The 23,023-nt window shown below is 73.1% G+C and carries 18 protein-coding genes; 14 read left to right on the plus strand and 4 right to left on the minus strand.

Annotated features, from left to right (window positions below; all coding sequences use genetic code 11):
* Positions 1-267 precede the first annotated feature (267 nt).
* The 5 genes from ACWEBX_RS27690 (at position 268) to ACWEBX_RS27710 (ending at position 5,368) form a co-directional block, all read left to right on the plus strand.
* A complete protein-coding gene (locus ACWEBX_RS27690; protein ID WP_451887518.1) occupies positions 268-1,029 on the plus strand; it encodes an SDR family oxidoreductase in 762 nt (253 codons plus the stop codon).
* 119 nt (positions 1,030-1,148) lie between these two features.
* Positions 1,149-1,973, plus strand: coding sequence for an enoyl-CoA hydratase/isomerase family protein (locus ACWEBX_RS27695; protein WP_451887519.1), 825 nt, complete (start codon positions 1,149-1,151; stop codon positions 1,971-1,973).
* A 155-nt stretch (positions 1,974-2,128) separates the two neighbouring features.
* The gene (locus ACWEBX_RS27700) at positions 2,129-2,977 is read left to right on the plus strand and encodes a GNAT family N-acetyltransferase (RefSeq protein ID WP_451887520.1); all 849 of its coding nucleotides are present in this window, start codon (positions 2,129-2,131) and stop codon (positions 2,975-2,977) included.
* Positions 2,978-3,038: 61 nt separating this feature from the next.
* A complete protein-coding gene (locus ACWEBX_RS27705) occupies positions 3,039-3,605 on the plus strand; it encodes a GNAT family N-acetyltransferase (RefSeq protein WP_451887521.1) in 567 nt (188 codons plus the stop codon).
* A 71-nt stretch (positions 3,606-3,676) separates the two neighbouring features.
* Positions 3,677-5,368, plus strand: coding sequence for a proline--tRNA ligase (locus tag ACWEBX_RS27710; protein ID WP_451887522.1), 1,692 nt, complete (start codon positions 3,677-3,679; stop codon positions 5,366-5,368).
* A gap of 165 nt (positions 5,369-5,533) precedes the next feature.
* Here the strand turns inward: ACWEBX_RS27710 and ACWEBX_RS27715 are convergent, their stop codons facing one another.
* From ACWEBX_RS27715 to ACWEBX_RS27725, 3 genes are read right to left on the minus strand one after another with little or no spacing between them, the layout of a single operon-like run.
* Entirely contained in the window at positions 5,534-6,490 is a 957-nt protein-coding gene (locus ACWEBX_RS27715; RefSeq protein ID WP_451887535.1) for an aminoglycoside phosphotransferase family protein, read from the minus strand.
* Between the two features lie 39 nt (positions 6,491-6,529).
* Positions 6,530-7,003, minus strand: a complete 474-nt coding sequence (locus tag ACWEBX_RS27720; RefSeq protein WP_451887523.1) for a ferritin-like domain-containing protein — start codon at positions 7,001-7,003, stop codon at positions 6,530-6,532.
* Positions 7,000-7,635, minus strand: coding sequence for a hypothetical protein (locus tag ACWEBX_RS27725; RefSeq protein ID WP_451887524.1), 636 nt, complete (start codon positions 7,633-7,635; stop codon positions 7,000-7,002). The genes ACWEBX_RS27720 and ACWEBX_RS27725 overlap by 4 nt, the downstream gene beginning before the upstream one ends.
* 251 nt (positions 7,636-7,886) lie before the next feature.
* Here ACWEBX_RS27725 and rimP point away from each other — a divergent pair, with 251 nt between their 5' ends.
* From rimP to ACWEBX_RS27770, 9 genes are all read left to right on the plus strand, one after another.
* On the plus strand, positions 7,887-8,384 hold the full coding sequence (gene rimP, locus ACWEBX_RS27730; protein ID WP_387299270.1) for a ribosome maturation factor RimP: 498 nt from the start codon (positions 7,887-7,889) through the stop codon (positions 8,382-8,384).
* Between the two features lie 2 nt (positions 8,385-8,386).
* Positions 8,387-9,385, plus strand: a complete 999-nt coding sequence (gene nusA / locus ACWEBX_RS27735; RefSeq protein ID WP_355765230.1) for a transcription termination factor NusA — start codon at positions 8,387-8,389, stop codon at positions 9,383-9,385.
* Between the two features lie 101 nt (positions 9,386-9,486).
* Positions 9,487-9,765, plus strand: a complete 279-nt coding sequence (locus ACWEBX_RS27740) for a YlxR family protein (RefSeq protein ID WP_384791338.1) — start codon at positions 9,487-9,489, stop codon at positions 9,763-9,765.
* Between the two features lie 147 nt (positions 9,766-9,912).
* Positions 9,913-13,053, plus strand: coding sequence for a translation initiation factor IF-2 (gene infB, locus ACWEBX_RS27745; RefSeq protein ID WP_451887525.1), 3,141 nt, complete (start codon positions 9,913-9,915; stop codon positions 13,051-13,053).
* Between the two features lie 221 nt (positions 13,054-13,274).
* Complete coding sequence (locus ACWEBX_RS27750) at positions 13,275-13,568, plus strand: DUF503 domain-containing protein (protein ID WP_355989084.1); 294 nt, start codon at positions 13,275-13,277, stop codon at positions 13,566-13,568.
* Positions 13,569-13,611: 43 nt separating this feature from the next.
* On the plus strand, positions 13,612-14,088 hold the full coding sequence (gene rbfA, locus ACWEBX_RS27755; RefSeq protein ID WP_451887526.1) for a 30S ribosome-binding factor RbfA: 477 nt from the start codon (positions 13,612-13,614) through the stop codon (positions 14,086-14,088).
* Positions 14,085-14,990 (plus strand): tRNA pseudouridine(55) synthase TruB, encoded by a 906-nt coding sequence (truB, locus tag ACWEBX_RS27760; protein ID WP_451887527.1) that lies wholly within the window; start codon positions 14,085-14,087, stop codon positions 14,988-14,990. Before rbfA ends, truB begins: the two co-directional genes overlap by 4 nt.
* Before the next feature lie 265 nt (positions 14,991-15,255).
* Complete coding sequence (locus ACWEBX_RS27765) at positions 15,256-19,197, plus strand: serine protease (protein WP_451887528.1); 3,942 nt, start codon at positions 15,256-15,258, stop codon at positions 19,195-19,197.
* A gap of 159 nt (positions 19,198-19,356) precedes the next feature.
* Positions 19,357-20,310: a bifunctional riboflavin kinase/FAD synthetase gene (locus ACWEBX_RS27770; protein WP_451887529.1), complete on the plus strand. Its 954-nt coding sequence runs from the start codon at positions 19,357-19,359 to the stop codon at positions 20,308-20,310.
* 115 nt (positions 20,311-20,425) lie between these two features.
* Here the strand turns inward: ACWEBX_RS27770 and ACWEBX_RS27775 are convergent.
* A partial coding sequence (locus tag ACWEBX_RS27775; protein ID WP_451887530.1) for an AAA family ATPase occupies positions 20,426-23,023 on the minus strand: 2,598 nt, incomplete at its 5' end.

Below are 23,023 nucleotides of genomic sequence, written 5' to 3' on the forward strand. Positions count from 1 at the left end.
GGCAACGGACCGGCGGGGGCCCGGGGAGTGCGGGGGAACGGGGGCCTTTCGCTCGTTTCCCCGTCCTTCCGGTGCCGTTCCGCCGTCCCCGGCGCCGGGGACGGCGTCGCCGACAGGCGCCCGCCGGGTCCGGGAGCGACGATGGGTCGGTGCGCCGGACGACACGGATCCGGCGCGGGTTTCCGCAGGAACGCACGAAGGGCAGGGCGCGGCACCGTCCCTCTCACGCGACCGCACGGCCGGACCGCTCGGCCCAGGAGGCACACCATGACCGCTGATCGAGAACTGCGGGTGACACCTCGTCCGCCGGACATCGCCGACCAGACGGTCGTGGTGATCGGGGCGAGCGCGGGCATCGGACGGGAGACGGCCCGGCAGGTGCGCGCGGGCGGCGGGCGCCTGGTGCTGGTCGGCCGGAATCCCGACCGTCTGGAGGAAGCGGCACGCGAACTCCGGCCGGTCGCCACCGCGGCCTTCGACGCGAGCGACACCGGCCGTCTGGCGGAGTTCCTCGAGAACCTGTCCGGCCCGGTCGACCACATCCTGCTCACGGCCGGGAGTCCGGCCTACATGCCCCTGGACGACATGGACCTGACCGAGGCGAGCCGGGCGTTCGCCCAGCGTCTGTCCATGACCCTCGGCGTCGCCCTCGGCAGCCGTGACAAGGTACGGGCCGGCGGCACCCTGATCTTCATCGGCGGGACCGGCGGCCGCCGGCCCGGTCCCGGCATGGCGATCGTGGGCGCCATGACCGCGGCCCTGCCCGCCCTCACCGCCAACCTGGCGCTCGAACTCGCGCCGATCCGGGCGAACCTCATCGCCCCCGGATTCGTGGACACGCCCCTGTCCGCCTCGCTCCTCGGCGACCGGCTCGAAGCGCGCCGGGAGGAGCTGCGCCGGACGCTGCCCATCGGACGGGTCGTGGGCCCCGAGGACGTGGCCGCGCTCGCCCTGCACATCATGGTCAACGAAGCGCTCACCGGGGCGACCTTCGACGTGGACGGCGGCCAGCAGCTCGTGGCCCGCTGACGGCGCACACCGGCCGGGGAGGTACCCGGGTGACCGCGGCCCTCCGCGATCGGGCGAACTTTCCGCCAGACGCCCCGGACGCCCGCGGGGAGCGCGTGACGGGCCCCTACGGTCGGAAGATGAGCGATGACCCGCAGTTCCGCGTGGACGAGGTGTCGGCCTCCTACTGGCAGGTGACGTTCGCCAACGGGGAGATCAACCTGTACGACCCCGACAGCGTCGAGCAGCTGGCCGGCCTGGTGACCCGTATCGAACAGGCCCCCGAACTCACCGTCGTGGTGTTCCGGAGCGCCAACCCCGACTTCTTCATGGCGCACTGGGACATGCTGTCCGACCAGGGCCGGGTCGCCGCCATGGCACCCGGCCCCACCGGACTGCACCCCTACGCCGACAACCTCGCCCGTCTCAGCCGGGTCCCCGCGGTGACGATCACCTCGATCAACGGACGGGCCCGGGGCGCGGGCAGCGAGTTCGTGCTGGCCACCGACATCCGGTTCGCCGGCCCCGGGGCGGTGCTCGGGCAGTTCGAGGTGGGCCTGGGATCGGTCCCCGGCGGCAACCCGATGAGCAGGCTGGCCCGGCTGGTCGGCCGCGGCCGGGCCATGGAGATCCTGCTGGGAGCGGACGACTTCCCGGCCGACCTGGCCGCCGCGTACGGCTACGTCAACCGTGTCCTGCCCGCCGACGAGCTGGACGGATTCGTCGACACCTTCGCGCGCCGGATCGCGGGCTTCGACAAGGTGGCGGTGTCCACCGTCAAGGCCTTGGTCGAGGCTGCCGCCCCGATCCCCGACGAGGAGGCGGCGGCCAGTCTCGCGGCCTTCTTCCGCACCTCGGGCCGCCCGGAGAACGCCGGACGGGTACGCCGGCTGTTCGAGCGCGGGCTGCAGCGGCCCGACGGCGCCGAACTCGACCTGGGCCGGCAGATCGCCGAGCCGTCCTGAGCCGCTCCCCGCGCCCCGCCTCCGTCACCCGTCCGGCCGGAGCCGGAGCCCCGCGGCCGGGGTGGGGTCGCTCCGCCCCGGCGAGGGGCGGCGGCGCACAACCTCGCCAGGTACAGTGCGGAGATCAGCAGATCCCAGGGTGAGGGCCCCCGCACGTGTTGACCCAGACCACCACCAGGGTCCTCGAACCGAGTGACCTGGACGCCGCGCTCGCCGTCCTCGGCCGCGAGCCGGTGACGAACGCCTTCGTCACCTCCCGAGTACAGATCGCCGGACTCGACCCATGGCGGCTCGGCGGCGAGATGTGGGGCTGGTACGAGGACGGCATGCTGCAGTCCCTCTGCTACGCGGGCGCCAACCTCGTCCCGATCTGCGCCTCCCCCCGCGCCGTACGCGGCTTCGCCGACCGCGCCCGCAGAAGCGGCCGCCGCTGCTCCTCGATCGTCGGGCCCGCCGAATCCACCGCTCAGCTCTGGCGGCTGCTCGAACCGAGCTGGGGCCCCGCCCGCGAGATCCGCGCCCACCAGCCGCTGATGGTCACCGACCGGCTGCCCCCCGACATCACCCCGGATCCGTACGTCCGCCGCATCCGCAAGGACGAGATGGAGACGATCATGCCGGCGTGCGTCGCCATGTTCACCGAGGAGGTCGGCGTCTCCCCGCTGGCCGGCGACGGCGGCCTGCTCTACCAGGCCCGCGTCGCCGAACTCGTCGGCTCCGGCCGGTCCTTCGCCCGCCTCGACCAGGACGGCAACGTCGTCTTCAAGGCGGAGATCGGCGCCGCGACCGCCGAGGCCTGTCAGATCCAGGGCGTGTGGGTGGCCCCCGAGTACCGCGGCCGGGGACTCGCGGCCCCCGGCATGGCCGCCGTCCTGCGCTACGCCCTCGCCGATGTCGCCCCGGTCGTCAGCCTCTACGTCAACGACTACAACACGGCGGCCCGGGCGACGTACCGCCGCGTCGGGTTCCAGGAGGCCGGCGCGTTCATGAGTGTCCTGTTCTGACGCCCGGCACGGGCCCCTCGGCACCTCACGCGTCACACGGTCCGCCAGGTAGTCTCCCGGCATGCTGCGCTTCCCCGGTCACGGCCACCGCGACGCCGACGTGGTCATCGGCCCGCTCGATCTCGCCGCGCGTGTCGACGAGGCGCTCGCCGTGCAGGCGCTCGCCTTCGGGCTCGGCGCCGACGAGATCGCCGTACGCCGCCAGATCGTGCTGCGCCACCTCACCTACCCGGGAGCCCACGCGCTCGGCGCCACCACCGTCGACGGACGGCTCGTGGGATTCGTCTACGGCATGCCCAACGACCGCGCACACTGGTGGTCCACCGTCGTCGAACCGTATCTGCGCGGCCAGGGCCACGACCGCTGGCTCGACGACTCCTTCGTGATCACCGAACTGCACGTCCACCCCCGGTTCCAGAACCGGGGCGTCGGCCGCACGCTGATCACCTCCATCACGGACACGGCGGCCGAACCCCGCTCGATCCTGTCCGCGATCGACATCGACAGCCCGGCCCGCGGCCTGTACCGCTCTCTCGGCTACGAGGACCTCGCACGGCAGGTCCTGTTCCCCAGCGCGCCCAAGCCGTACGCGGTGATGGGCGCCCCCCTTCCCCTGCGACACCCCTAATGGATTTCCGGGGACGGCCGCTGCCCGGATAACCTCCAGGCATCACCCTTACGCAGCAGGAGTCGAGAACCATGGCCCAGGTCCAGCGCATGTCCCGTTTGATGGTCAAGACATTGCGTGACGACCCGGCGGACGCCGAGACGCTCAATCACAAGCTGCTCATGCGCGCCGGTTACGTGCGCCGCAACGCCGCCGGCATCTGGACCTGGCTGCCGCTCGGCAAGAAGGTCCTCGACAACATCTCCCGCGTGGTCCGCGAGGAGATGGACGCGATCGGCGCCCAGGAGGTGCTCCTCCCGGCCCTGCTGCCCAAGGAGCCCTACGAGGCCTCGGCCCGCTGGGAGGAGTACGGCGACCTGCTCTTCCGCCTCAAGGACCGCAAGGGCGCCGAGTACCTGCTCGGTCCGACGCACGAGGAGATCTTCACCCTGATCGTCAAGGATCAGGTGGCCTCGTACAAGGACCTGCCGGTCATGCTCTACCAGATCCAGACGAAGTACCGTGACGAGGCCCGTCCGCGCGCCGGTGTGCTGCGCGGCCGCGAGTTCCAGATGAAGGACTCGTACTCCTTCGACATCACGGACGAGGGCCTCGCCGAGTCCTACCGTCTGCACCGCGAGGCCTACCAGAAGATCTTCGCGCGTCTGGGCCTCGACTACCGCATCGTGTCCGCCGTCTCCGGCGCCATGGGCGGCTCGGCCTCCGAGGAGTTCCTCGCGCCCGCCCCCGCCGGTGAGGACACCTTCGTGGACTGCCCGGCCTGCGACTACGCCGCCAACACGGAGGCCGTGACCTTCAAGCTCACACCCGTCTCCGAGGAGCACGGCGCGGTCGAGGAGCTGGACACCCCCGACACCCCGACCATCGAGACGCTCGCCGAGCACCTCGGTGTGCCCGCCTCCGCGACACTGAAGAATCTACTGGTCAAGGTCGACGGCGAGATCGTGGCCGTGGGTGTCCCCGGCAACCGCGAGGTCGACCTCGGCAAGCTGGGCGAGCACCTCGCCCCGGCCGTCGTCGAGCTCGTCACAGCCGAGGACTTCGAGGGCCGCACCGACCTCGTACGCGGCTACGTGGGCCCGCAGGGCCTGGAGAAGGTCCGCTACATCGCCGACCCGCGCGTCGCCCCCGGCACGGCCTGGATCACCGGCGCCAACAAGATCAACACGCATGCGAAGAACGTCGTGGTCGGCCGTGACTTCGAGGTCGACGACTACCTCGACGTCGTCGTGGTGCAAGAGGGCGACCCCTGCCCGAAGTGCGGGGCCGGCCTCAAGCTGGACCGCGCCATCGAGATCGGCCACATCTTCCAGCTCGGCCGCAAGTACGCCGACACCTTCGGCCTCGACGTGCTCGGACAGCAGGGCAAGCCGGTCCGCGTGACCATGGGCTCGTACGGCATCGGCGTCTCCCGCGCCGTCGCCGCGCTGGCCGAGCAGTCGGCCGACGACAAGGGCCTGTGCTGGCCCAAGGAGATCGCTCCGGCCGACGTGCACGTGGTCGCCGCGGGCAAGGCCCTCCAGACCGAGCTGGCGCTCGACGTGTCCGAGAAGCTCGGCGCCGCCGGCGTCCGCGTCCTGGTCGACGACCGTGCCGGTGTCTCCCCGGGCGTGAAGTTCACCGACGCGGAGCTCATCGGCGTCCCGACGATCCTGGTCGCCGGCCGCCGCTCGGCCGAGGGCGTCGTCGAACTGAAGGACCGCCGCACCGGCGAGCGCGAGGAACTGACCGTCGAAGAGGCGATCGCCCGCCTGACGGCGTAGCGGCAACCCGGACGGCGCCCCGATCCTCTTCGGAGGCTCGGGGCGCCGTTCGTCGTCTCCCGGGGGTGTGGATGCGGGCCGAGTCCGGCCTCGGGGTGCGCGCACTGGGAGTGGAACGCCTGTCGCCGGGGTGACATCGCGTCCGCGCCCCGGGCCGGTCGGCGGTCAGAGCCAGCCGGCGAATTCCAGGAGCAGTTCGGCGTCCTGGGGGCGGCCGACGCGGGCCGCCCGTACGCCCGACTCGACGGCGCGGAACAGGGTCCAGCCGCGCAGCCGCGCCTGGTCCACTTCCAGGGACTCGGCGAGCCGCTTGATCCGCCGCCGGGTGATCGACGGCCCCGAAGGCGACGCGATCAGGTCCTCCACCCGGTCGCGGACCAGCCGGGCCAGGTCGAAAGCGCACTCGCCGACCACCGGGTCCGGACCCACCGCCAGCCAGGGCGCCCGCTCCCCGGCGAGCACCTTGCTCTGCCGGAAGGTGCCGTGCAGCAGCCGTTCCTCCGGCGGCCCGGCCAGCAGCTCCTCGCGGGCCGCGAGGGCCGCGTCGACCAGGGCCGCTGCCTCGGCACCCGCTCCCGCACCCGTTCCGGCCGCCACGGTGGCCCGCATGGCCTCGGCCTGCCGCCCGGTCCGCTCCGCGACGGTCTCGAAGACGGGGTCGGCGGGCGGCTCGACCCACAGCCGCCGCAGCGTCCCCGACGCCTCCAGCAGGGCCTTCGCCTCGGGCAGCGACCGCACGGAGACGTCCGGGTGCAGTCGCTCGAGCAGCAGGACGCCATCGGTGCCGGGCGCGTCCCGCGCGCCGTCGGCGTCGAGAAGGCGGACCGCGCCGCGGCCGTCCCAGTGGGCCAGCGCGACCCGCTCGGCCTCCGGACGCGCGCGCTCGGGCGCCAGCTTCAGCACGGCGGGCGTGCCGTCGGCCCGGCGCACCAGGACGACCAGACTGCTGCGCCCGCCCGGCGCCTGCACCCGCTCCACGGTCAACTCGCGCAACGCGACGGCCCGTCGGGCCGACTCGGGCAGGCGCTCCAGCCACGCGTCGGTCTCGTCGGCGCCCTCCGGCCCGCTCCGGCGGGTCTCGCCGAGCGCCCGGAGAAGGCGCCGCGGCGGTTCGAAGGCCATGCGCGAGTCCATGCGCGAGATGTTCCCTTCCAGGTCGCGTTACGTCGGCGAGGGTGCCGTGGCGGACGGGGTGGCCGCCCGCTCGGCGAGCCCAGGGAAGGCTACGCTCTCGCCGCTCCAGCGCACCGCGCGGACCGCGGCCTCGCGCAGCGCCCCGGCCGCCATGCGCCGCCGGTCGTCCTCGGCGGCGCGCACGAGGTCGGAGTACACGTCGGCGACGCGCTCCTCCAGCTCGGCCGCGAACCGTATGGCGGCGGCGGTGTCCGTCACGGGGAAAGGCAGCATGTACGCGGCCGACGCGGCCTCGGGCTCGGCGCCCATGTCCTTGACCGCGCGCGTCAGTTCGTCCCGCCGTGCCCGGTGGGCGTCGTACGCCGACCGGGCGTCCGACTGCCGGGCCGTGCCGATCCGCGCGCCCACGACGCCGTAGCCGTAGACGGCCGCGTGTTCGGCGCCGAGCGCGGCCTGCAGGGCTTTGAGCTCGGCTTCCTCGGTCTTGCTCCGCTTGCTCACTTCGCCGCCTTCGTCAGCAGGAACGCGTGGGCCGCTCCGGCCGCCGCCACGGAGGCGAGCAGCCGGGCGAGTTCGCCGGGGACGTCCACCAGGGCCTGTGTCCGTTCGTCGGCGAGCTTCAGTTCGGCGGAGGCGAGCTCGGCGAGCGCGTCCTTGGGCCGGGCCGCCACACCGGGGGAGACCCCGGGCGAAGCCGAAGCCGAACTCGAAGCGGACGCCGACTCCGAGGCCGAGGCCGACGAGGAAGCGGACGGGGACTCGGCCGACGCCGACGAGGTGGGCGCCCCCGACGTCGATGACGACGCGGCCCCCGATGCCGCCGCCGACGCCCCCGCGCTGCCGCCTCCGAACGCCGTCGCGTGCCGGACGACCTCCGCCCGCATCGGGCCGAGCCGCTCGGCCAGCCCGGGATGGGCGGCGATCACCGCGGTGTACCGGTCGGAGAGCGTCATGCTGTCCCGGGCCGCGCGGGCGCGGGCCCGGTCCGCGAGCGAGGGGCTCCCGCCCGTCGTGTCGCTCGGCGACTCGGGCGCGGCGGAACAGCCCGCGAGCGCGAAGGCACCCACGGCGGCCGCGAGCAGGGTCCTTCGGCGCGGACCCGACGGGGTGCGCGACGGCGGGGGGAACGACACGGCAGACGTCCTCGGAGGGCTCGTACGAATGTATGGGCGAACTGCCCGTGATCACGGTACCCGCGCATCGGCCGATCACGGCCCAGCGGCTCTCCTCCAACTGTTCACGGCGCTGTTCCGGGGAGGTCCGCGGGCACCCGTCCGAGCGGGAGCACCCGCCCGGTGGACGGCAACACCCTCCGCGACCGGATATCCTTTGGGCTGACACGCGACCAACCCACAACAGCACACGCGGCCGAGGAGTCACCCGGATGAGCACGACCCAGAGCGAGAGGCTTCGAGAACTCCTGGATCCGCTCGTGAGCTCCCAGGGCCTCGATCTCGAAGAGATCGAAGTGGAGTCCGTAGGCCGTAAGCGTGTACTGCGCGTCGTCGTGGATTCGGACGAAGGTGCCGACCTGGACGCGATCGCCGATGTGAGCCGCGCGCTCTCGGCGAAGCTCGACGAGACCGACGTGATGGGTTCGGGTGAGTACACCCTCGAGGTCGGAACCCCTGGTGCCGAGCGCGAGCTCAAGGAGCACCGTCACTACGTACGCGCCACCGACCGCCTGGTGAAGTTCCAGCTGGCGGAGGACGGCGAACTGCTCGCAAGGATCCTGAGGGTCGAGGACGACGGTCTCGATGTCGAGGTGCCGGGCGTGAAGGGGCGCAAGCCCACCGCCAGGCGGCTCGCCTTCGGGGACATCGTCAAGGCCCGCGTCCAGGTCGAGTTCAGCCGCAAGGACAAGAAGGAAGAGGAGGCGTAGCCGTGGACATCGACATGAGTGCCCTGCGGGGTCTGGTGCGGGAGAAGGAGATCTCCTTCGACCTGCTGGTCGAGGCGATCGAGTCGGCCCTCCTCATCGCCTACCACCGCACCGAGGGAAGCCGCCGCCGCGCGCGCGTGAAACTCGACCGGGAGACCGGCCATGTGACCGTGTGGGCGAAGGAGGACCCCGAGGACCTGGAGGAGGGGCAGGAGGCCCGCGAGTTCGACGACACCCCCTCGGGGTTCGGCCGGATCGCCGCCACCACCGCCAAGCAGGTCATCCTGCAGCGCCTGCGCGACGCCGAGGACGACGCGACGCTCGGCGAGTACGCGGGCCGCGAGGGCGACATCGTCACCGGGGTGGTCCAGCAGGGCCGCGACCCGAAGAACGTGCTGGTCGACATCGGCAAGCTGGAGGCCATCCTGCCGGTGCAGGAGCAGGTCCCCGGCGAGAACTACGAGCACGGCCTGCGCCTGCGCTCGTACGTCGTCCGGGTGGCCAAGGGTGTCCGCGGTCCGTCCGTGACCCTGTCGCGCACGCACCCCAACCTCGTGAAGAAGCTCTTCGCGCTGGAGGTGCCGGAGATCGCCGACGGTTCCGTCGAGATCGCCGCCATCGCCCGTGAGGCCGGCCACCGCACGAAGATCGCCGTCCGGTCCAACCGCAGCGGTCTGAACGCCAAGGGCGCCTGCATCGGCCCCATGGGCGGCCGGGTGCGCAACGTGATGGCCGAACTGAACGGCGAGAAGATCGACATCGTCGACTGGTCGGACGACCCGGCGGACATGGTGGCCAACGCGCTCTCCCCGGCCCGGGTCTCCAAGGTCGAGGTCGTCGACCTCGCGGCCCGCTCCGCGCGCGTGACGGTCCCCGACTACCAGCTCTCGCTGGCGATCGGCAAGGAGGGCCAGAACGCCCGCCTCGCCGCCCGCCTCACGGGCTGGCGGATCGACATCCGTCCCGACACCGAGCAGCCCGCCGAGCAGCGCGGGGAATAGACCGGGAATAGATCCGGCCTGCGCAACGCTTACATCACGACAACAACCGTTCGATTCATGCCCCAAAGGGGTGAGGTCGGTACGGGGAGGTAGACTTAAGAGTGTCTGGCCGGACGCGAGCCCGCGCATGCCCTGAACGCACCTGTGTGGGGTGCCGGGAGCGAGCGGCCAAGAGAGACTTGCTGCGCATCGTGGCGGTCGAGGGCGAATGCGCCCCCGATCATCGCGGTACGCTGCCCGGCCGGGGTGCGTACGTGCATCCCGTTCTGGTCTGTCTCGATCTGGCGGTCCGCCGCCGGGCGATCCCGCGGGCGCTGCACGCTCCGGGACCGCTCGACACCGCGGCGTTGCGTCTCTACGTCGAGCAGGCAACACCGTAAGAAGCGTCGTACGGAGCCTCCGTGCGGCCTGGTATTCCGCGAGTTGGAAGTAGGTCGAGATTGCGATGAGCACTCGATGAGCACGCGATGAGTACGCCCATGAAGTAGCGACGGTCCGGACGCAGACCCGGACCTAAAAGGAGCGAAGTGGCTAAGGTCCGGGTATACGAACTCGCCAAGGAGTTCGGTGTAGAGAGCAAGGTCGTCATGGCCAAGCTCCAGGAACTCGGTGAATTCGTCCGTTCGGCGTCCTCGACGATCGAGGCCCCCGTCGTACGCAAGCTGACAGATGCCCTCCAGCAGGGCAACGGTGGCGGCAAGCCCGCCCCGCGCAAGGCTGCCCCGGCCAAGCCGGGCGCCCCCTCTCCGGCGCAGGCTGCCCGTCCGGCCGCCCCGCGCCCGCCGGCCCCGAAGCCGGCCGCGGCCGAGACGCCCGTGGCTTCGGCTCCGGTCACTCCGGCTGCCCCGGGCCCGCGCCCGACTCCCGGTCCCAAGCCGGCCCCGAAGCCCGCTCCGGCGGCTCCGGCTCCGGTCGCGGCCGAGTTCACCGCGCCCCCGTCGGCGCCGGCCGCGCCGCAGACGCCCTCGGCTCCCGCCGCGGGTGCCCGTCCGGGCGCCCCGCGTCCCGGCGGCCAGGCTCCCCGTCCGGGCGGTGCCCGTCCGGCCGGTGGCCCCGGCCAGGGCGGCCAGGGCCGTGGTGACCGTCCCGAGCGCGGCGACCGTCAGGGCGCCCCGCGTCCCGGCGGCCAGGCCCCGCGTCCGGGTGCCCGTCCCGCGGGTCCCCGTCCGGGCAACAACCCGTTCACCTCTGGTGGCTCCACCGGCATGGCGCGCCCGCAGGCGCCCCGTCCGGGCGGTGCCCCGCGTCCCGGTGGCGCCGGTGCCCCCGGTGGCCCGCGCCCGCAGGGTGCCGGCGGCCAGGACCGTGCTCCCCGTCCCCAGGGCGGTCCCGGCGGCGCTCCGCGTCCGCAGGGCGGTCCGGGCGGTGCCCGTCCCACTCCGGGCGGCATGCCCCGTCCGCAGGCCCCGCGTCCCGGCGGCGGCCCCGGCGGTAACCGTCCGAACCCCGGCATGATGCCTCAGCGTCCGGCCGCGGGCAGCCCCCGTCCCGGTGGCGGCCCCGGTGGCCGTGGTCCCGGTGCCGGCGGCGGTCGTCCCGGTGGCGGCGGCGGTCGTCCGGGTGGCGGCGGCTTCGCCGGTCGTCCGGCCGGTCCCGGTGGCGGCGGCGGTTTCGCCGGTCGTCCGGCGGGTCCCGGTGGCGGTGGCGGCGGTTTCGCCGGCCGTCCGGGTGGTCCCGGTGGTGGCGGCGGCGGTCGTCCCGGCTTCGGCGGTCGTCCGGGTGGTCCCGGTGGCCGTGGTGGAACACAGGGTGCGTTCGGCCGTCCCGGCGGTCCGGCGCGTCGTGGTCGCAAGTCGAAGCGGCAGAGGCGCCAGGAGTACGAGGCCATGCAGGCCCCGTCGGTCGGCGGCGTGATGCTGCCTCGCGGCAACGGACAGTCCGTCCGCCTGTCGCGCGGTGCGTCCCTCACCGACTTCGCCGAGAAGATCGGCGCCAACCCGGCGTCGCTCGTCGGCGTGATGATGAACCTCGGCGAGATGGTCACTGCCACGCAGTCCGTCTCCGACGAGACGCTGAAGCTCCTCGCGGACGAGATGAACTTCGTCCTCGAGATCGTCAGCCCCGAGGAGGAGGACCGCGAGCTGCTCGAGTCCTTCGACATCGAGTTCGGCGAGGACGAGGGCGACGAGGACGACCTGGTGGTCCGTCCGCCGGTCGTGACCGTCATGGGTCACGTCGACCACGGTAAGACCCGCCTTCTCGACACCATCCGCAAGACGAACGTCGTCGCGGGCGAGGCCGGCGGTATCACCCAGCACATCGGTGCGTACCAGGTGGCCACCGAGGTCAACGGTGAAGAGCGCAGGATCACCTTCATCGACACCCCCGGTCACGAGGCGTTCACCGCCATGCGTGCCCGTGGTGCCAAGTCGACCGACATCGCGATCCTCGTGGTGGCGGCCAACGACGGCGTGATGCCCCAGACGATCGAGGCGCTGAACCACGCCAAGGCGGCCGACGTGCCGATCGTGGTCGCGGTCAACAAGATCGACGTCGAGGGCGCGGACCCGACCAAGGTGCGCGGTCAGCTCACCGAGTTCGGTCTGGTGGCCGAGGAGTACGGCGGCGACACGATGTTCGTCGACATCTCCGCCAAGCAGGGCCTCAACATCGAGAGCCTGCTGGAGGCCGTGGTCCTCACCGCGGACGCCTCGCTCGACCTGCGGGCCAACCCGGAGCAGGACGCGCAGGGTATTGCGATCGAGTCCCACCTCGACCGCGGCCGCGGTGCCGTTTCGACGGTCCTGGTCCAGCGCGGCACGCTGCGCATCGGCGACACCATGGTGGTCGGCGACGCGTACGGCCGTGTCCGGGCGATGCTCGACGACAACGGCAACAACGTCGAGGAAGCGGGTCCGTCGACCCCCGTCCTGGTCCTGGGTCTCACCAACGTCCCGGGTGCCGGCGACAACTTCCTGGTCGTCGACGAGGACCGCACGGCGCGTCAGATCGCCGAGAAGCGGGCGGCGCGCGAGCGCAACGCCAACTTCGCCCGCCGGGGTGTCCGGTTCTCCCTGGAGAACCTGGACGAGGCCCTCAAGGCCGGTCTGGTGCAGGAACTCAACCTCATCATCAAGGGCGACGCGTCCGGTTCGGTGGAGGCTCTCGAGTCCTCGCTGCTCCAGCTCGACGTCGGCGAAGAGGTCGACATCCGTGTCCTGCACCGCGGTGTGGGTGCGGTCACCGAGTCCGACATCAACCTGGCGACCGGGTCCGACGCCATCGTCATCGGCTTCAACGTCCGCGCTGCGGGCCGCGCGGCGCAGATGGCGGAGCGCGAGGGCGTCGACGTCCGGTACTACTCGGTGATCTACCAGGCCATCGAGGAGATCGAGGCGGCCCTCAAGGGCATGCTCAAGCCGGAGTACGAGGAGGTCGAGCTCGGCACGGCGGAGATCCGCGAGGTCTTCAAGTCGTCCAAGCTGGGCAACATCGCCGGTGTCCTGGTCCGTTCGGGCGAGGTCAAGCGCAACACCAAGGCGCGCCTCATCCGCGACGGCAAGGTCATCGCGGAGAGCCTCAACATCTCCGGGCTGCGTCGCTTCAAGGACGACGTCACCGAGATCCGCGAAGGGTTCGAGGGCGGTATCAACCTCGGCAACTTCAACGACATCAAGGTCGACGACGTCATCGCGACGTACGAGATGCGCGAGAAGCCGCGCTCGTAAAGCGGTTCCCAGGCTGGCCGGCGGTGAGCAGTCACCGCCGGCCAGCCTGGCGTTTGCGAGATCACGCGATTCCCCGCGTCCCTTCCCGGGGCGCGGGGAACTGTGTGACCAGGCCCGGAAACCCCGTCGAGCGAACCGACGGTTCGTTGTACGGTTCTGATGTCCCTGCCAAGTGCCTTGGCAGGCCGTCTACCCCGTACCGGCGGGACATCCGGTTACACATGTATGTGGGGACGCTGTCCTTCGATCTGCTCCTCGGCGACGTTCACTCGCTCAAGGAGAAACGCTCTCTCGTCCGGCCGATCGTCGCCGAACTCCAGCGGAAGTACGCGGTGAGTGCCGCCGAGACGGGCAACCAGGACCTTCACCGCAGGGCCGAGATCGGCCTGGCGGTGGTCTCCGGGGACACCACGCATCTGGCCGACGTACTGGACCGGTGCGAACGGCTGGTCGCGGCCCGACCGGAGGTGGAACTGCTGTCGGTACGACGCAGGCTCCACAGCGACGAAGACTGACGAAGACCGACGCAACACGCAAGGCGAAGAAGGAGACGGACCAGTGGCCGACAACGCGCGGGCGAAGAGGCTGGCGGACCTCATCCGAGAGGTGGTGGCCAAGAAGATGCAGCGCGGGATCAAGGACCCGCGGCTCGGCACTCACGTCACCATCACGGACACCCGGGTCACCGGGGACCTCCGGGAGGCCACCGTCTTCTACACGGTGTACGGGGACGACGAGCAGCGTGCCGAGGCGGCCGCGGGCCTGGAGAGCGCCAAGGGCGTCCTCCGCTCGGCCGTCGGCGCGGCGGCGGGCGTGAAGTTCACGCCGACGCTGACGTTCGTCGCGGACGCCCTGCCGGACACCGCCAAGACGATCGAGGACCTCCTCGACAAGGCACGGGCCTCGGACGCGGCGGTGCGCGAGGTCTCGGCCGGCGCGGCCTTCGCGGGTGACGCGGACCCGTACAAGAAGCCGGGCGAGGACGACGAGAACGACGAGGACGACGAGAACGACGAGGGCGACGCGGTTAAATGACGCAGAAGCCCAAAACGCCCGACGGGCTTGTCATTGTCGACAAGCCGTCGGGCTTCACCTCGCACGACGTGGTCGCCAAGATGCGCGGCATCGCCCGGACCCGCCGGGTCGGCCACGCCGGCACCCTCGACCCCATGGCGACGGGCGTTCTCGTCCTCGGCGTCGAGAAGGCCACCAAGCTCCTCGGCCACCTCGCGCTCACCGAGAAGGAGTACCTCGGCACGATCCGGCTCGGCCAGAACACGCTGACCGACGACGCCGAGGGCGAGATCACCTCCTCGGCGGACGCCTCCGGGGTGAAGCGCGACGCGATCGACGCCGGGGTGGCCAAGCTGACCGGCGCCATCATGCAGGTGCCGTCCAAGGTCAGCGCCATCAAGATCGACGGCGTGCGCTCGTACAAGCGGGCGCGCGAGGGCGAGGAGTTCGAGATCCCGGCCCGCCCGGTGACCATCTCGTCGTTCGCGGTGTACGACATCCGTGACGCGGTCGCCGAGGACGGCACCCCGGTGCTCGACCTCGTCGTCTCCGTCGTCTGCTCGTCGGGGACGTACATCCGGGCGATCGCCCGCGACCTCGGCGCGGACCTGGGCGTCGGCGGTCACCTCACCGCCCTGCGCCGCACCCGCGTCGGCCCGTACAAGCTGGACTCCGCGCGCACCCTCGACCAGCTCCAGGAGGAGCTGACGGTGATGCCGATCGCGGAGGCGGCCGCGGCCGCGTTCCCGCGCTGGGACGTGGACGCCAAGCGGGCCCGGCTGCTGCTCAACGGCGTCCGGCTGGAGATGCCCGACGAGTACACGGGCAAGGGCACCACGGCCGTCTTCGACCCCGAGGGCGCGTTCATCGCGCTGGTCGAGGAACAGAAGGGCAAGGCCAAGAGCCTGGCCGTCTTCGCCTGAGGATCGTGCGCCCGGGCCGGGCGCGCGGCCGGGCGGACATCTCGCCCGTGGAGCGGCGGTCACGGGGTCTCGTGCCCGCCGCTCAACGGTCCCCCCTCGGTTCCCCCACCCAAGGTGTATCCATCCGACCTGCCGTATTCACCCCATCGGGCGGGCGCTCGGAGTGAACCAGGGGAGTAGAGGGGGGCGCGTTCGCCTCACGATCTGTCCCGTTGATCACCTCGCCCCTACCGTCGGAACAGGAGCGCGGCGGGGAGGTTCGAGTATGGCGGGGCGAGGCCCGCGGACGGGGTTCGAAGAGGCGGCGGACGGCGCCGTTCAGCCGGGGGACGACGCCCTCGTACGCGTCCGCGACCTGGCCGGCCGGCCACGCGGCACGGGTTTCGCGGCCGACCACCACGGCACCGTGATCACCAGCCACGAGGTCGTCGACGGCCTCGACCGGCTCGTCCTGCACGCTCCCGGCGGCCGCACCTGCCTGCTGGGCGCCGACGCGGTCACTCCCCTGCCCGACCTCGGTCTCGCCCTCGTACACACCCGAGGACTCGGCCTCAGCCCGCTCCCCGTCACCGTGCGGGACCACGTCGCGACCGGCACCTACGTCAGGCTTGCCGCGGGCGGCTGGCGCGAGGCGCGCGTGCTGGGCTCCTCCAGCGTGCCGTACGCGGCCGCCGGCCCGACCCATCTCCCGCACGGCGCACTGGAGTTGGCGATCGGCACGGCGGGCGCCGACGCGCTCAGGCCGGGCGGCGGAGCGGCCGGGGGGCCGGTCCTCGACGCCCGCACCGGCGCGGTGGTCGCGGTCGTCGGCACCGCCCCGCGCGCCGCCACCCCGGACGGCACCCCGCCGGGGGACACACCGGCGGGCCGTCGAGCGCCCGGATGCGCCGTTCCCCTGCGGGGCGGCACGGGGCCCCTCGCCGAGCTGCTGGCCCGTAACGCGGCCACCGTGCCCGCTTATGGCGCCGATCTGAACCTCGCGGCCGCGCTGGAACTCACCGCGACCTCGATGGGCTCGGACGGACCCCGCCCGCCGACGCCGTCCGGACCCGCGGGTGTGCGGCAGGGGATCGTCGAACGGGCTGATGTCATCAGGGAGTTCGCGTCCTTCGAGCGCGGCCCGGCCCTCGTCCTCGGACTCGTCGGCCCGCCCGGCAGCGGCCGTACGACCGAGCTGGCCGCCCTCGCCGCCCGCCGCCTGCGGGGTCCCGAGTCGGCTCCCACCCTCTGGCTGCGCGGCGCCGACCTCCGCCCCGACGACACCTCGGTGGCCGACGCGGCGACGCGCGCCCTGGAGCGCGCCGGGCGGATCGTCGCCGCGTCCCGGCGGACCACCGGGGCGACCGGTGCGCCGGCCGCGCGGCGCTCCCCGGCCGACAGGAGCGTCCTGCCTCCCGAGGGGTACGGCGGCGAACTGGGCGACATCGCCCCGGATCGCCTGGCCGCGTCCGCACACGCCGCGGGCCGGCCCCTGCTCCTCCTCCTCGACGGCCCCGAGGAGATGCCCCCCGAACTCGCCCACCGCCTCCCGGCCTGGACGGAGGCGACGACGGCCTGGCTGACGCAGACCGGCACCCGGCTCGCGGTCGCCTGCCGCGTGGAGTACTGGGAAGGGGCCGGGACGGAATTCCCCACGGCGCTGCTGCACCACCCGGCGTACGTCGGTGGGCAGGCGCCGCTGGATTCCGCGGTGTCGCCATCCGGCGTCGGGAGGGGGCCGGCTCCGGCCGGGGACATCGGCGGGCAGTTGTCCGCCTACGGGGACGGGTGGTCGCCGACGGGCGCGGGCGCGCCGCCAGCGACGGACGCCGCCCGGGTGTCGGCGCCGGACGAGGGTGGGGGGCTGCCCGCCTGTGTACTGCTCGGTGAGCTGAGCGAGGCGGAGGCGCGGTCGGCGCGGGCGCGTGCCGGGATTCCGGAAGGCGCCCTGGTGCCGGCCGACGCCCGTCGTCCCCTGGTGCTGCGGCTGCTCTCCGAGGTGATGGCCGCGCCCGTGGACCTACGGGCCGGACAGCTCGACCGCGACGACGTGTTCGCCGCTCACCTCGACCTGATGTGCCTGCGCGTCGCGGTCCGCCTCGCCGCGGCGAACGGACTGCGCGGCACGGCCGTGCGCCGGCTCGCCGCCCGGGTCTCCGGCCAGGTGCACGAAGCCGCCCGGCGCTGCCTGGGCCCCGGACAGGGCCAACTGGACCGGGCCTCCTTCGAGAGCGTCTTCCCCTGGGGCCCCGCCCGGGGACGTCTCGCCGGCATCACCGGCTGGGCGTCCGCCGTCCTCACCGAAGGACTCCTCGTCCCCGCGGGCGAGGGCTACCGCTTCGCCCACGAGGAGCTCGCCGACTGGATCCAGGGCACCCATCTCGACCTGGACGCGGCGCTGGACAGCCTGGTCCACCGCGGGCGCGGCACCCTCGACACCGGCTCCGGGTGCACGGAGACCACGGCGCCCGGCCGCCGGAACGCCCACCGCGTCCGGCCCACCCCGCCCGACGCCGGGGCGCACCACGTCAGGACCCCGGCCTCCGGGGCGGGCGCCCCTCCCGTCCCCCGTCACAGGATCGGCCCCGTCGTCGAGACCCTGCTCCTGCTGGCCCGCCAACAGGCCGCCGCGGAACTGACGCTCCGCCTTGAGGACCTCGTCCACGCGGTCGACGATCTGCTGCCCCCGCCCGAAGCGCCGGACCCGCTCACCGCCCCGCCGGGCGACCCCCTCTGGTGGGCCACCCGCCTCTGCGCGACCGTCCTGCTCCGGGTGCCCGACGCGACCCCCTGCATCAGCGCGCTGCGGCTGCTCACCGAACGGATCGTGCTGTGGCGGCACCAGGGCAGGGCCGTACCGGACGCGTTCGGCCCGGCCTTCTGGGTGGCGCTGCCCGTCCCGGACACGGAACGCTTCGACCTGCTCAGGCGCCTGGTGGCCGCCGACCCCCGCAGGTCTCCGGCGACCGAGCCCCCGTACCCGGGAGAGGCCCCCGCCGCCCCGCGCCACCTCGACACGGTCTCGCGGCTCCTCGCCGCCGACCCCATCGCCGTACACCGCCACCTCACCCGCTGGTTCGACGACGAGCGGCCCCTGACCGCGACGCCGAACGCGACCGTGGCGACGGCCGCGCAGGCACTGCTGTACGCGCACCGGCGGCGCGCCCCGGATGATCTGACCGAGGCCCTGATGGCCGCCGCCCATCCACGCGGCGACGAACTGCTGGCCGTGCTGGCCGAGGAGGAACCGTCCGCCGTGTGCCGGGCGGTCGAACGGTGGGCGCACGACGAACGGCCGAGGCGCCGGGCGGCGGCCGTCGCCCACGGGCTGCGCGCGGCATCGTTCGCGGCCGGCCCGTTCGACCGCGAGCCGCTGCGTCACGCGGCTCTCGCCCTGCTCGCCCGGCCCGCCGACCGGGCCCTGCACGGCGGAGCGCTCGGCATCCTCGTACAGGATCCGCTCGCCCGGCCCCGGTGCCTGCCGCAGGCTCTGGAACGCTTCGCGGCCGGAGACCCACGGCTGCCGGCGAGCGCGCTGGCCGCCGCGCTCGGCACCGACCCGGAGCCCGTGCTCGACGCGTTCCGCGACCGGCTGCGGCGGCTCGGCCCCGACACGGCCGAGCTGCTGCGCGCCCTCGCGGACGTCACCACACCCGCGCTGGCCCGCCCGGTCGCCGCGCTCGTACGGGAGACCGTGGAGTCGTGCCCCGGAGTCGCCGCGTACATGGCCGCCGACGTGGACCGCCGCATCGACCACGGCAGCGCCACTCAAGGAGCATTGTTTCCCCTGGTCAGCGGACTGCTGGAGACGTGTGGCACCTCGGTGCGGAGCGCGCTCGCCCAGGTCCTGGCGACGCCCGGAGAGCAGGCGCCGGGAGACAGGGCGGCGGCCTCGCTGCGGCGCGAACTGCTCGATCTGCTGCTGGCGCACGAGCGCGACCCGGCCGTGCTCGACACCGTGCTGAGAGCCGCCGCCGAAGGCCTCGACCGCAGGGGGGAGACACCCACCCGCGAACTGGTGCACCGCGTCGGCCTCCTCCTCGTCCGCACCCCGGCCGGGGCCGGCGCCTTCGACCGAGGCCTGGCCGACCTGGCCCGGCGCGTTCCCGGCTTCGCCACCCTGCTGGCCCGCTGGGTGACCGGCACCCCCGAGGAGCGGTCCGTCCTCGTGGGGCCCGGCACGCGCCGCCTGATCGAGAACCTGGCCGGGGCGAGAGCTCCCGTCTGACCCACGCCCGCACGCCCCGACGCACTCGGTACCGCACACCGCGGCGCTGAGCGATCGGTCACAGCCTGATGCCGATGCAAGCCGAGAGCGCACGGCATGGCACCCTTAGAGCTGCGAATAAGGCAATCATGGACACGGGTTCGACAAGGAGCGGTCACAGTGCAGCGCTGGCGTGGCTTGGAGGACATCCCCCAGGACTGGGGGCGCAGCGTCGTCACCATCGGTTCCTACGACGGGGTGCACCGCGGACACCAGGTCATCATCCGGCATGCCGTGGACCGCGCACGCGAGCTGGGCGTCCCCTCCGTCGTGGTCACCTTTGACCCGCACCCCAGCGAGGTCGTCCGCCCCGGCAGCCACCCCCCGCTGCTCGCCCCGCACCACCGCCGCGCCGAGCTGATGGCCGAACTGGGTGTCGACGCCCTGCTCATCCTGCCGTTCACCACCGAGTTCTCGAAGCTGTCGCCCGCCGACTTCGTGGTCAAGGTGCTGGTCGACAAGCTGCACGCCAAGGCGGTCGTCGAGGGCCCCAACTTCCGCTTCGGCCACAAGGCCGCGGGCAATGTCGGCTTCCTGCGTGAGCAGGGGGAGACGTACGACTTCGAGGTCGAGGTCGTCGACCTGTTCGTGTCCGGCGAGGCGGGCGGCGGCGAGCCGTTCTCCTCGACCCTCACGCGGCGCCTCGTAGCCGAGGGCGATGTCGAGGGCGCGCGCGAGATCCTCGGCCGGCCGCACCGCGTCGAGGGCGTCGTCGTCCGTGGCGCCCAGCGCGGCCGCGAACTCGGCTTCCCCACGGCGAACGTCGAGACCCTCCCGCACACCGCGATCCCCGCCGACGGCGTCTACGCCGGCTGGCTGCACGCCCAGGGCGAGGCCATGCCCGCCGCGATCTCCGTGGGCACGAACCCGCAGTTCGACGGCACCGAGCGCACGGTGGAGGCGTACGCCATCGACCGCGTCGGCCTCGACCTCTACGGCCTGCACGTCGCCGTCGACTTCCTCGCGTTCGTCCGCGGCCAGGCCAGGTTCGACTCCATCGAGGCTCTGCTGGTGGCCATCGGCGACGATGTGAAGCGCTCGCGGGAACTGATCGAGGCGTACGACGGGGAGTAGCCCTTCCCGGCCCTTCTCCGGCCCCGCCCCGATACGTGAAGACCCGCACCGTCCGTGAACGGTGCGGGTCTTCACGGGTTTCCGGCGGTCGGCCCCTCGACGGAGCCGGTCGCCGCTACTGGTGCGGGGGCGCCGGAGGCGGTGGGATCTGCCCCTGGTGCGGCAGGTAGGACTGACCGGGCTGGAACTGCTGGTCAGGCTGCGGCGGCTGCGGGTATCCCTGTGCCGGCGCCTGCGGGTAGGGCTGACCGGGCTGCGGCGGGTAGGGCTGTCCCGGCTGGGCGTACGGCTGTCCGGGCTGCGGCGGCTGCGGAACCTGCCCAGGAGCGGGCGGGCCCGGAACCTGCTGCCCGGGAGCGTAGTGTCCGGGAACCTGCTGGCCGGGAACGTACTGACCCGGCATCGGCGGCGCGGCCACCGGCGGCGGGTTGCCGTCGTTGGTCCACAGCCCGTGCGACTGCTGGTGCCGCGCGAAGTCCTCGGCGACCATCGCGGAGAGGTTGAAGTACGCCTCCCGGACCTTGGGCCGCATCATGTCGAGGTCGACCTCCGCGCCCGCGGACAGATGTTCGTCGAACGGCACGGTCACGACACCGCGGCAGCGCGTCTCGAAGTGGCTGACGATGTCGTCCACCTTGATCATCTTGCCGGTCTCGCGCACTCCGGAGATGACGGTGATCGAGCGCGAGACGAGGTCCGCGTACCCGTGCGCCGACAGCCAGTCCAGCGTCGTACTGGCGCTGCTCGCCCCGTCCACCGACGGCGTCGAGATGATGATGAGCTGGTCGGCGAGGTCCAGCACCCCGCGCATGGCGCTGTACAGCAGACCCGTGCCGGAGTCGGTCAGGATGATCGGGTACTGCTTGCCGAGGACGTCGATCGCGCGCCGGTAGTCCTCGTCGTTGAACGCCGTGGACACGGCCGGGTCGACGTCGTTGGCGATGATCTCCAGCCCGGAGGGCGCCTGGGAGGTGAACCGCCGGATGTCCATGTACGAGTTGATGTACGGGATCGCCTGCACGAGGTCACGGATGGTGGCCCCGGTCTCGCGGCGCACCCGGCGGCCGAGCGTGCCCGCGTCCGGGTTGGCGTCGATGGCGAGGATCTTGTCCTGACGCTCGGTCGCGAGTGTGGAGCCGAGCGCCGTCGTCGTGGTCGTCTTGCCGACACCGCCCTTGAGGCTGATGACGGCGATCCGGTAGCAGGACAGCACCGGAGTGCGGATCAGCTCCAACTTCCGCTGCCGCTCGGCCTCTTCCTTCTTGCCGCCCAGCTTGAACCGGGACTGCGCGGTGGCCGGACGGCCGCTCTTGACCTTCTGCCGCTTGTTGTTGAGCAGCCGGTCGGAGGACAGCTCCACGGCCGCGGTGTAACCGAGCGGGGCCGCACCGGGGTTGGTCGGCTGCCGCTGATCGTGCCGCACGGGCTGCGGCCAGGCGGTACCGGTCCGCGGGTCCACGGGGGCGGTCGGGGCGGCGGGCTGCTGCTGCACGGGCGGCGGGCCCGGCTGGTACGGAGGCTGCTGCTGGGCCGGTGCCGGTGCCGGGTGGGCCGCCGGGGCGGCCTGCGGCTGCGCGAGGTCGTAACCGGGCTGCGGGGCGGGCGAGTCGGGCACCGGCTGGGGGAATCCGTAGCCGGGTGCCTGCGGGGCGGCGGGGTGAGCTGCCTGCTGGTCCTGGGGTGCGGCGCCGGGCTGGGGGAAGCCGTAGCCCGGTGCGGGTGCGGGCTGTGCCGGGGCCTGCGGGAACCCGTAGCCCGGCTGAGAGGCAGGAGCGGGCGCGGGGGCCTGCGGCGGCACAGCGCCCGACGCGGGCTGGGGGAATCCGTAGCCGGGTGCCTGCGGGGCGACGGGGTGGGCTGCCTGCTGGTCCTGGGGTGCGGTGCCGGGCTGAGGGAATCCGTAGCCCGGGGCGGGCGGGGTCGCGGGTGCGGGGGCCGGAACGGGCGCGCCGGGCTGCGGGAAGCCGTAGCTGCCGTGCGGGGCGGACGCCGGGTCCTGGGCGCCGGACTGAGGGAACCCGTAGCTTCCCTGCTGCGGCGCGGCCGGGGCGGGCACTGCCGAGGGCTGGGCGTGCGGGGGAGCCGGCACGGACTGCGGTGCCGGGGGCTGGAAGGGCTGGCCGGGGGCGGGAGCAGGTGCCGGCGCGGGGGGCTGGAAGGGCTGGCCGGGAGCCGGTGCCTGTGCGGCCGAGGGCTGGAAAGGCTGGCCGGGAGCCGGCGAGGCTGGGGGCTGGAAAGGCTGGCCGGGAGCCGGAGCCACGGGTGCCTGCTGGGGCGTCGGAGCCTGGTGCGGCACCTGGCCCTGCGCGGCCGGCGCGGGTTCCGTCGTGGCGGGCCACTGCGGGGCCGGCGCGGGGGCCGCGGGCTGGTAGGAGGGCGGCAACGGCGGCAGCCCACCCTGCGGCAGCGGCGGCGGAGTCCAGGCGGGAGGCGCGTCCTGCACACCTTCGGGCTCGTGCGGCCGGACCGGCTCGTGCGGCCGGACCACGGGCACCGCGTCCTGGGGCTCGCTGTCCTGAGGCACCGTGTCCTGGGGGTCACTGTCCCGGAGCGAGGTGTCCTGAAGCTCGTACTCGGCGGCGTCGTGCGCACCCGAGTCCTTACCGGCGTCCGTACCGGCGTCCGTACCGGCGTCCGTACCGGCGTCCGTACCGGCGTCCGTACCGGCGTCCGTACCGGCGTCCGTACCGGCGTCCGTACCGGCGTCCGTACG

The sequence above is a fragment of the Streptomyces sp. NPDC005070 genome, assembly GCF_053600395.1.

Bases quoted from the DNA above. Each gene is read 5' to 3' on its own strand.
- ACWEBX_RS27690 (WP_451887518.1), top strand. From the start codon at position 268: ATGACCGCTGATCGAGAACTGCGGGTGACACCTCGTCCGCCGGACATC.
- ACWEBX_RS27695 (WP_451887519.1), top strand. From the start codon at position 1,149: ATGAGCGATGACCCGCAGTTCCGCGTGGACGAGGTGTCGGCCTCCTAC.
- ACWEBX_RS27705 (WP_451887521.1), top strand. From the start codon at position 3,039: ATGCTGCGCTTCCCCGGTCACGGCCACCGCGACGCCGACGTGGTCATC.
- ACWEBX_RS27710 (WP_451887522.1), top strand. From the start codon at position 3,677: ATGGCCCAGGTCCAGCGCATGTCCCGTTTGATGGTCAAGACATTGCGT.
- ACWEBX_RS27715 (WP_451887535.1), bottom strand. From the start codon at position 6,490: ATGGCCTTCGAACCGCCGCGGCGCCTTCTCCGGGCGCTCGGCGAGACC.
- rimP (WP_387299270.1), top strand. From the start codon at position 7,887: ATGAGCACGACCCAGAGCGAGAGGCTTCGAGAACTCCTGGATCCGCTC.
- ACWEBX_RS27750 (WP_355989084.1), top strand. From the start codon at position 13,275: ATGTATGTGGGGACGCTGTCCTTCGATCTGCTCCTCGGCGACGTTCAC.
- truB (WP_451887527.1), top strand. From the start codon at position 14,085: ATGACGCAGAAGCCCAAAACGCCCGACGGGCTTGTCATTGTCGACAAG.
- ACWEBX_RS27765 (WP_451887528.1), top strand. From the start codon at position 15,256: ATGGCGGGGCGAGGCCCGCGGACGGGGTTCGAAGAGGCGGCGGACGGC.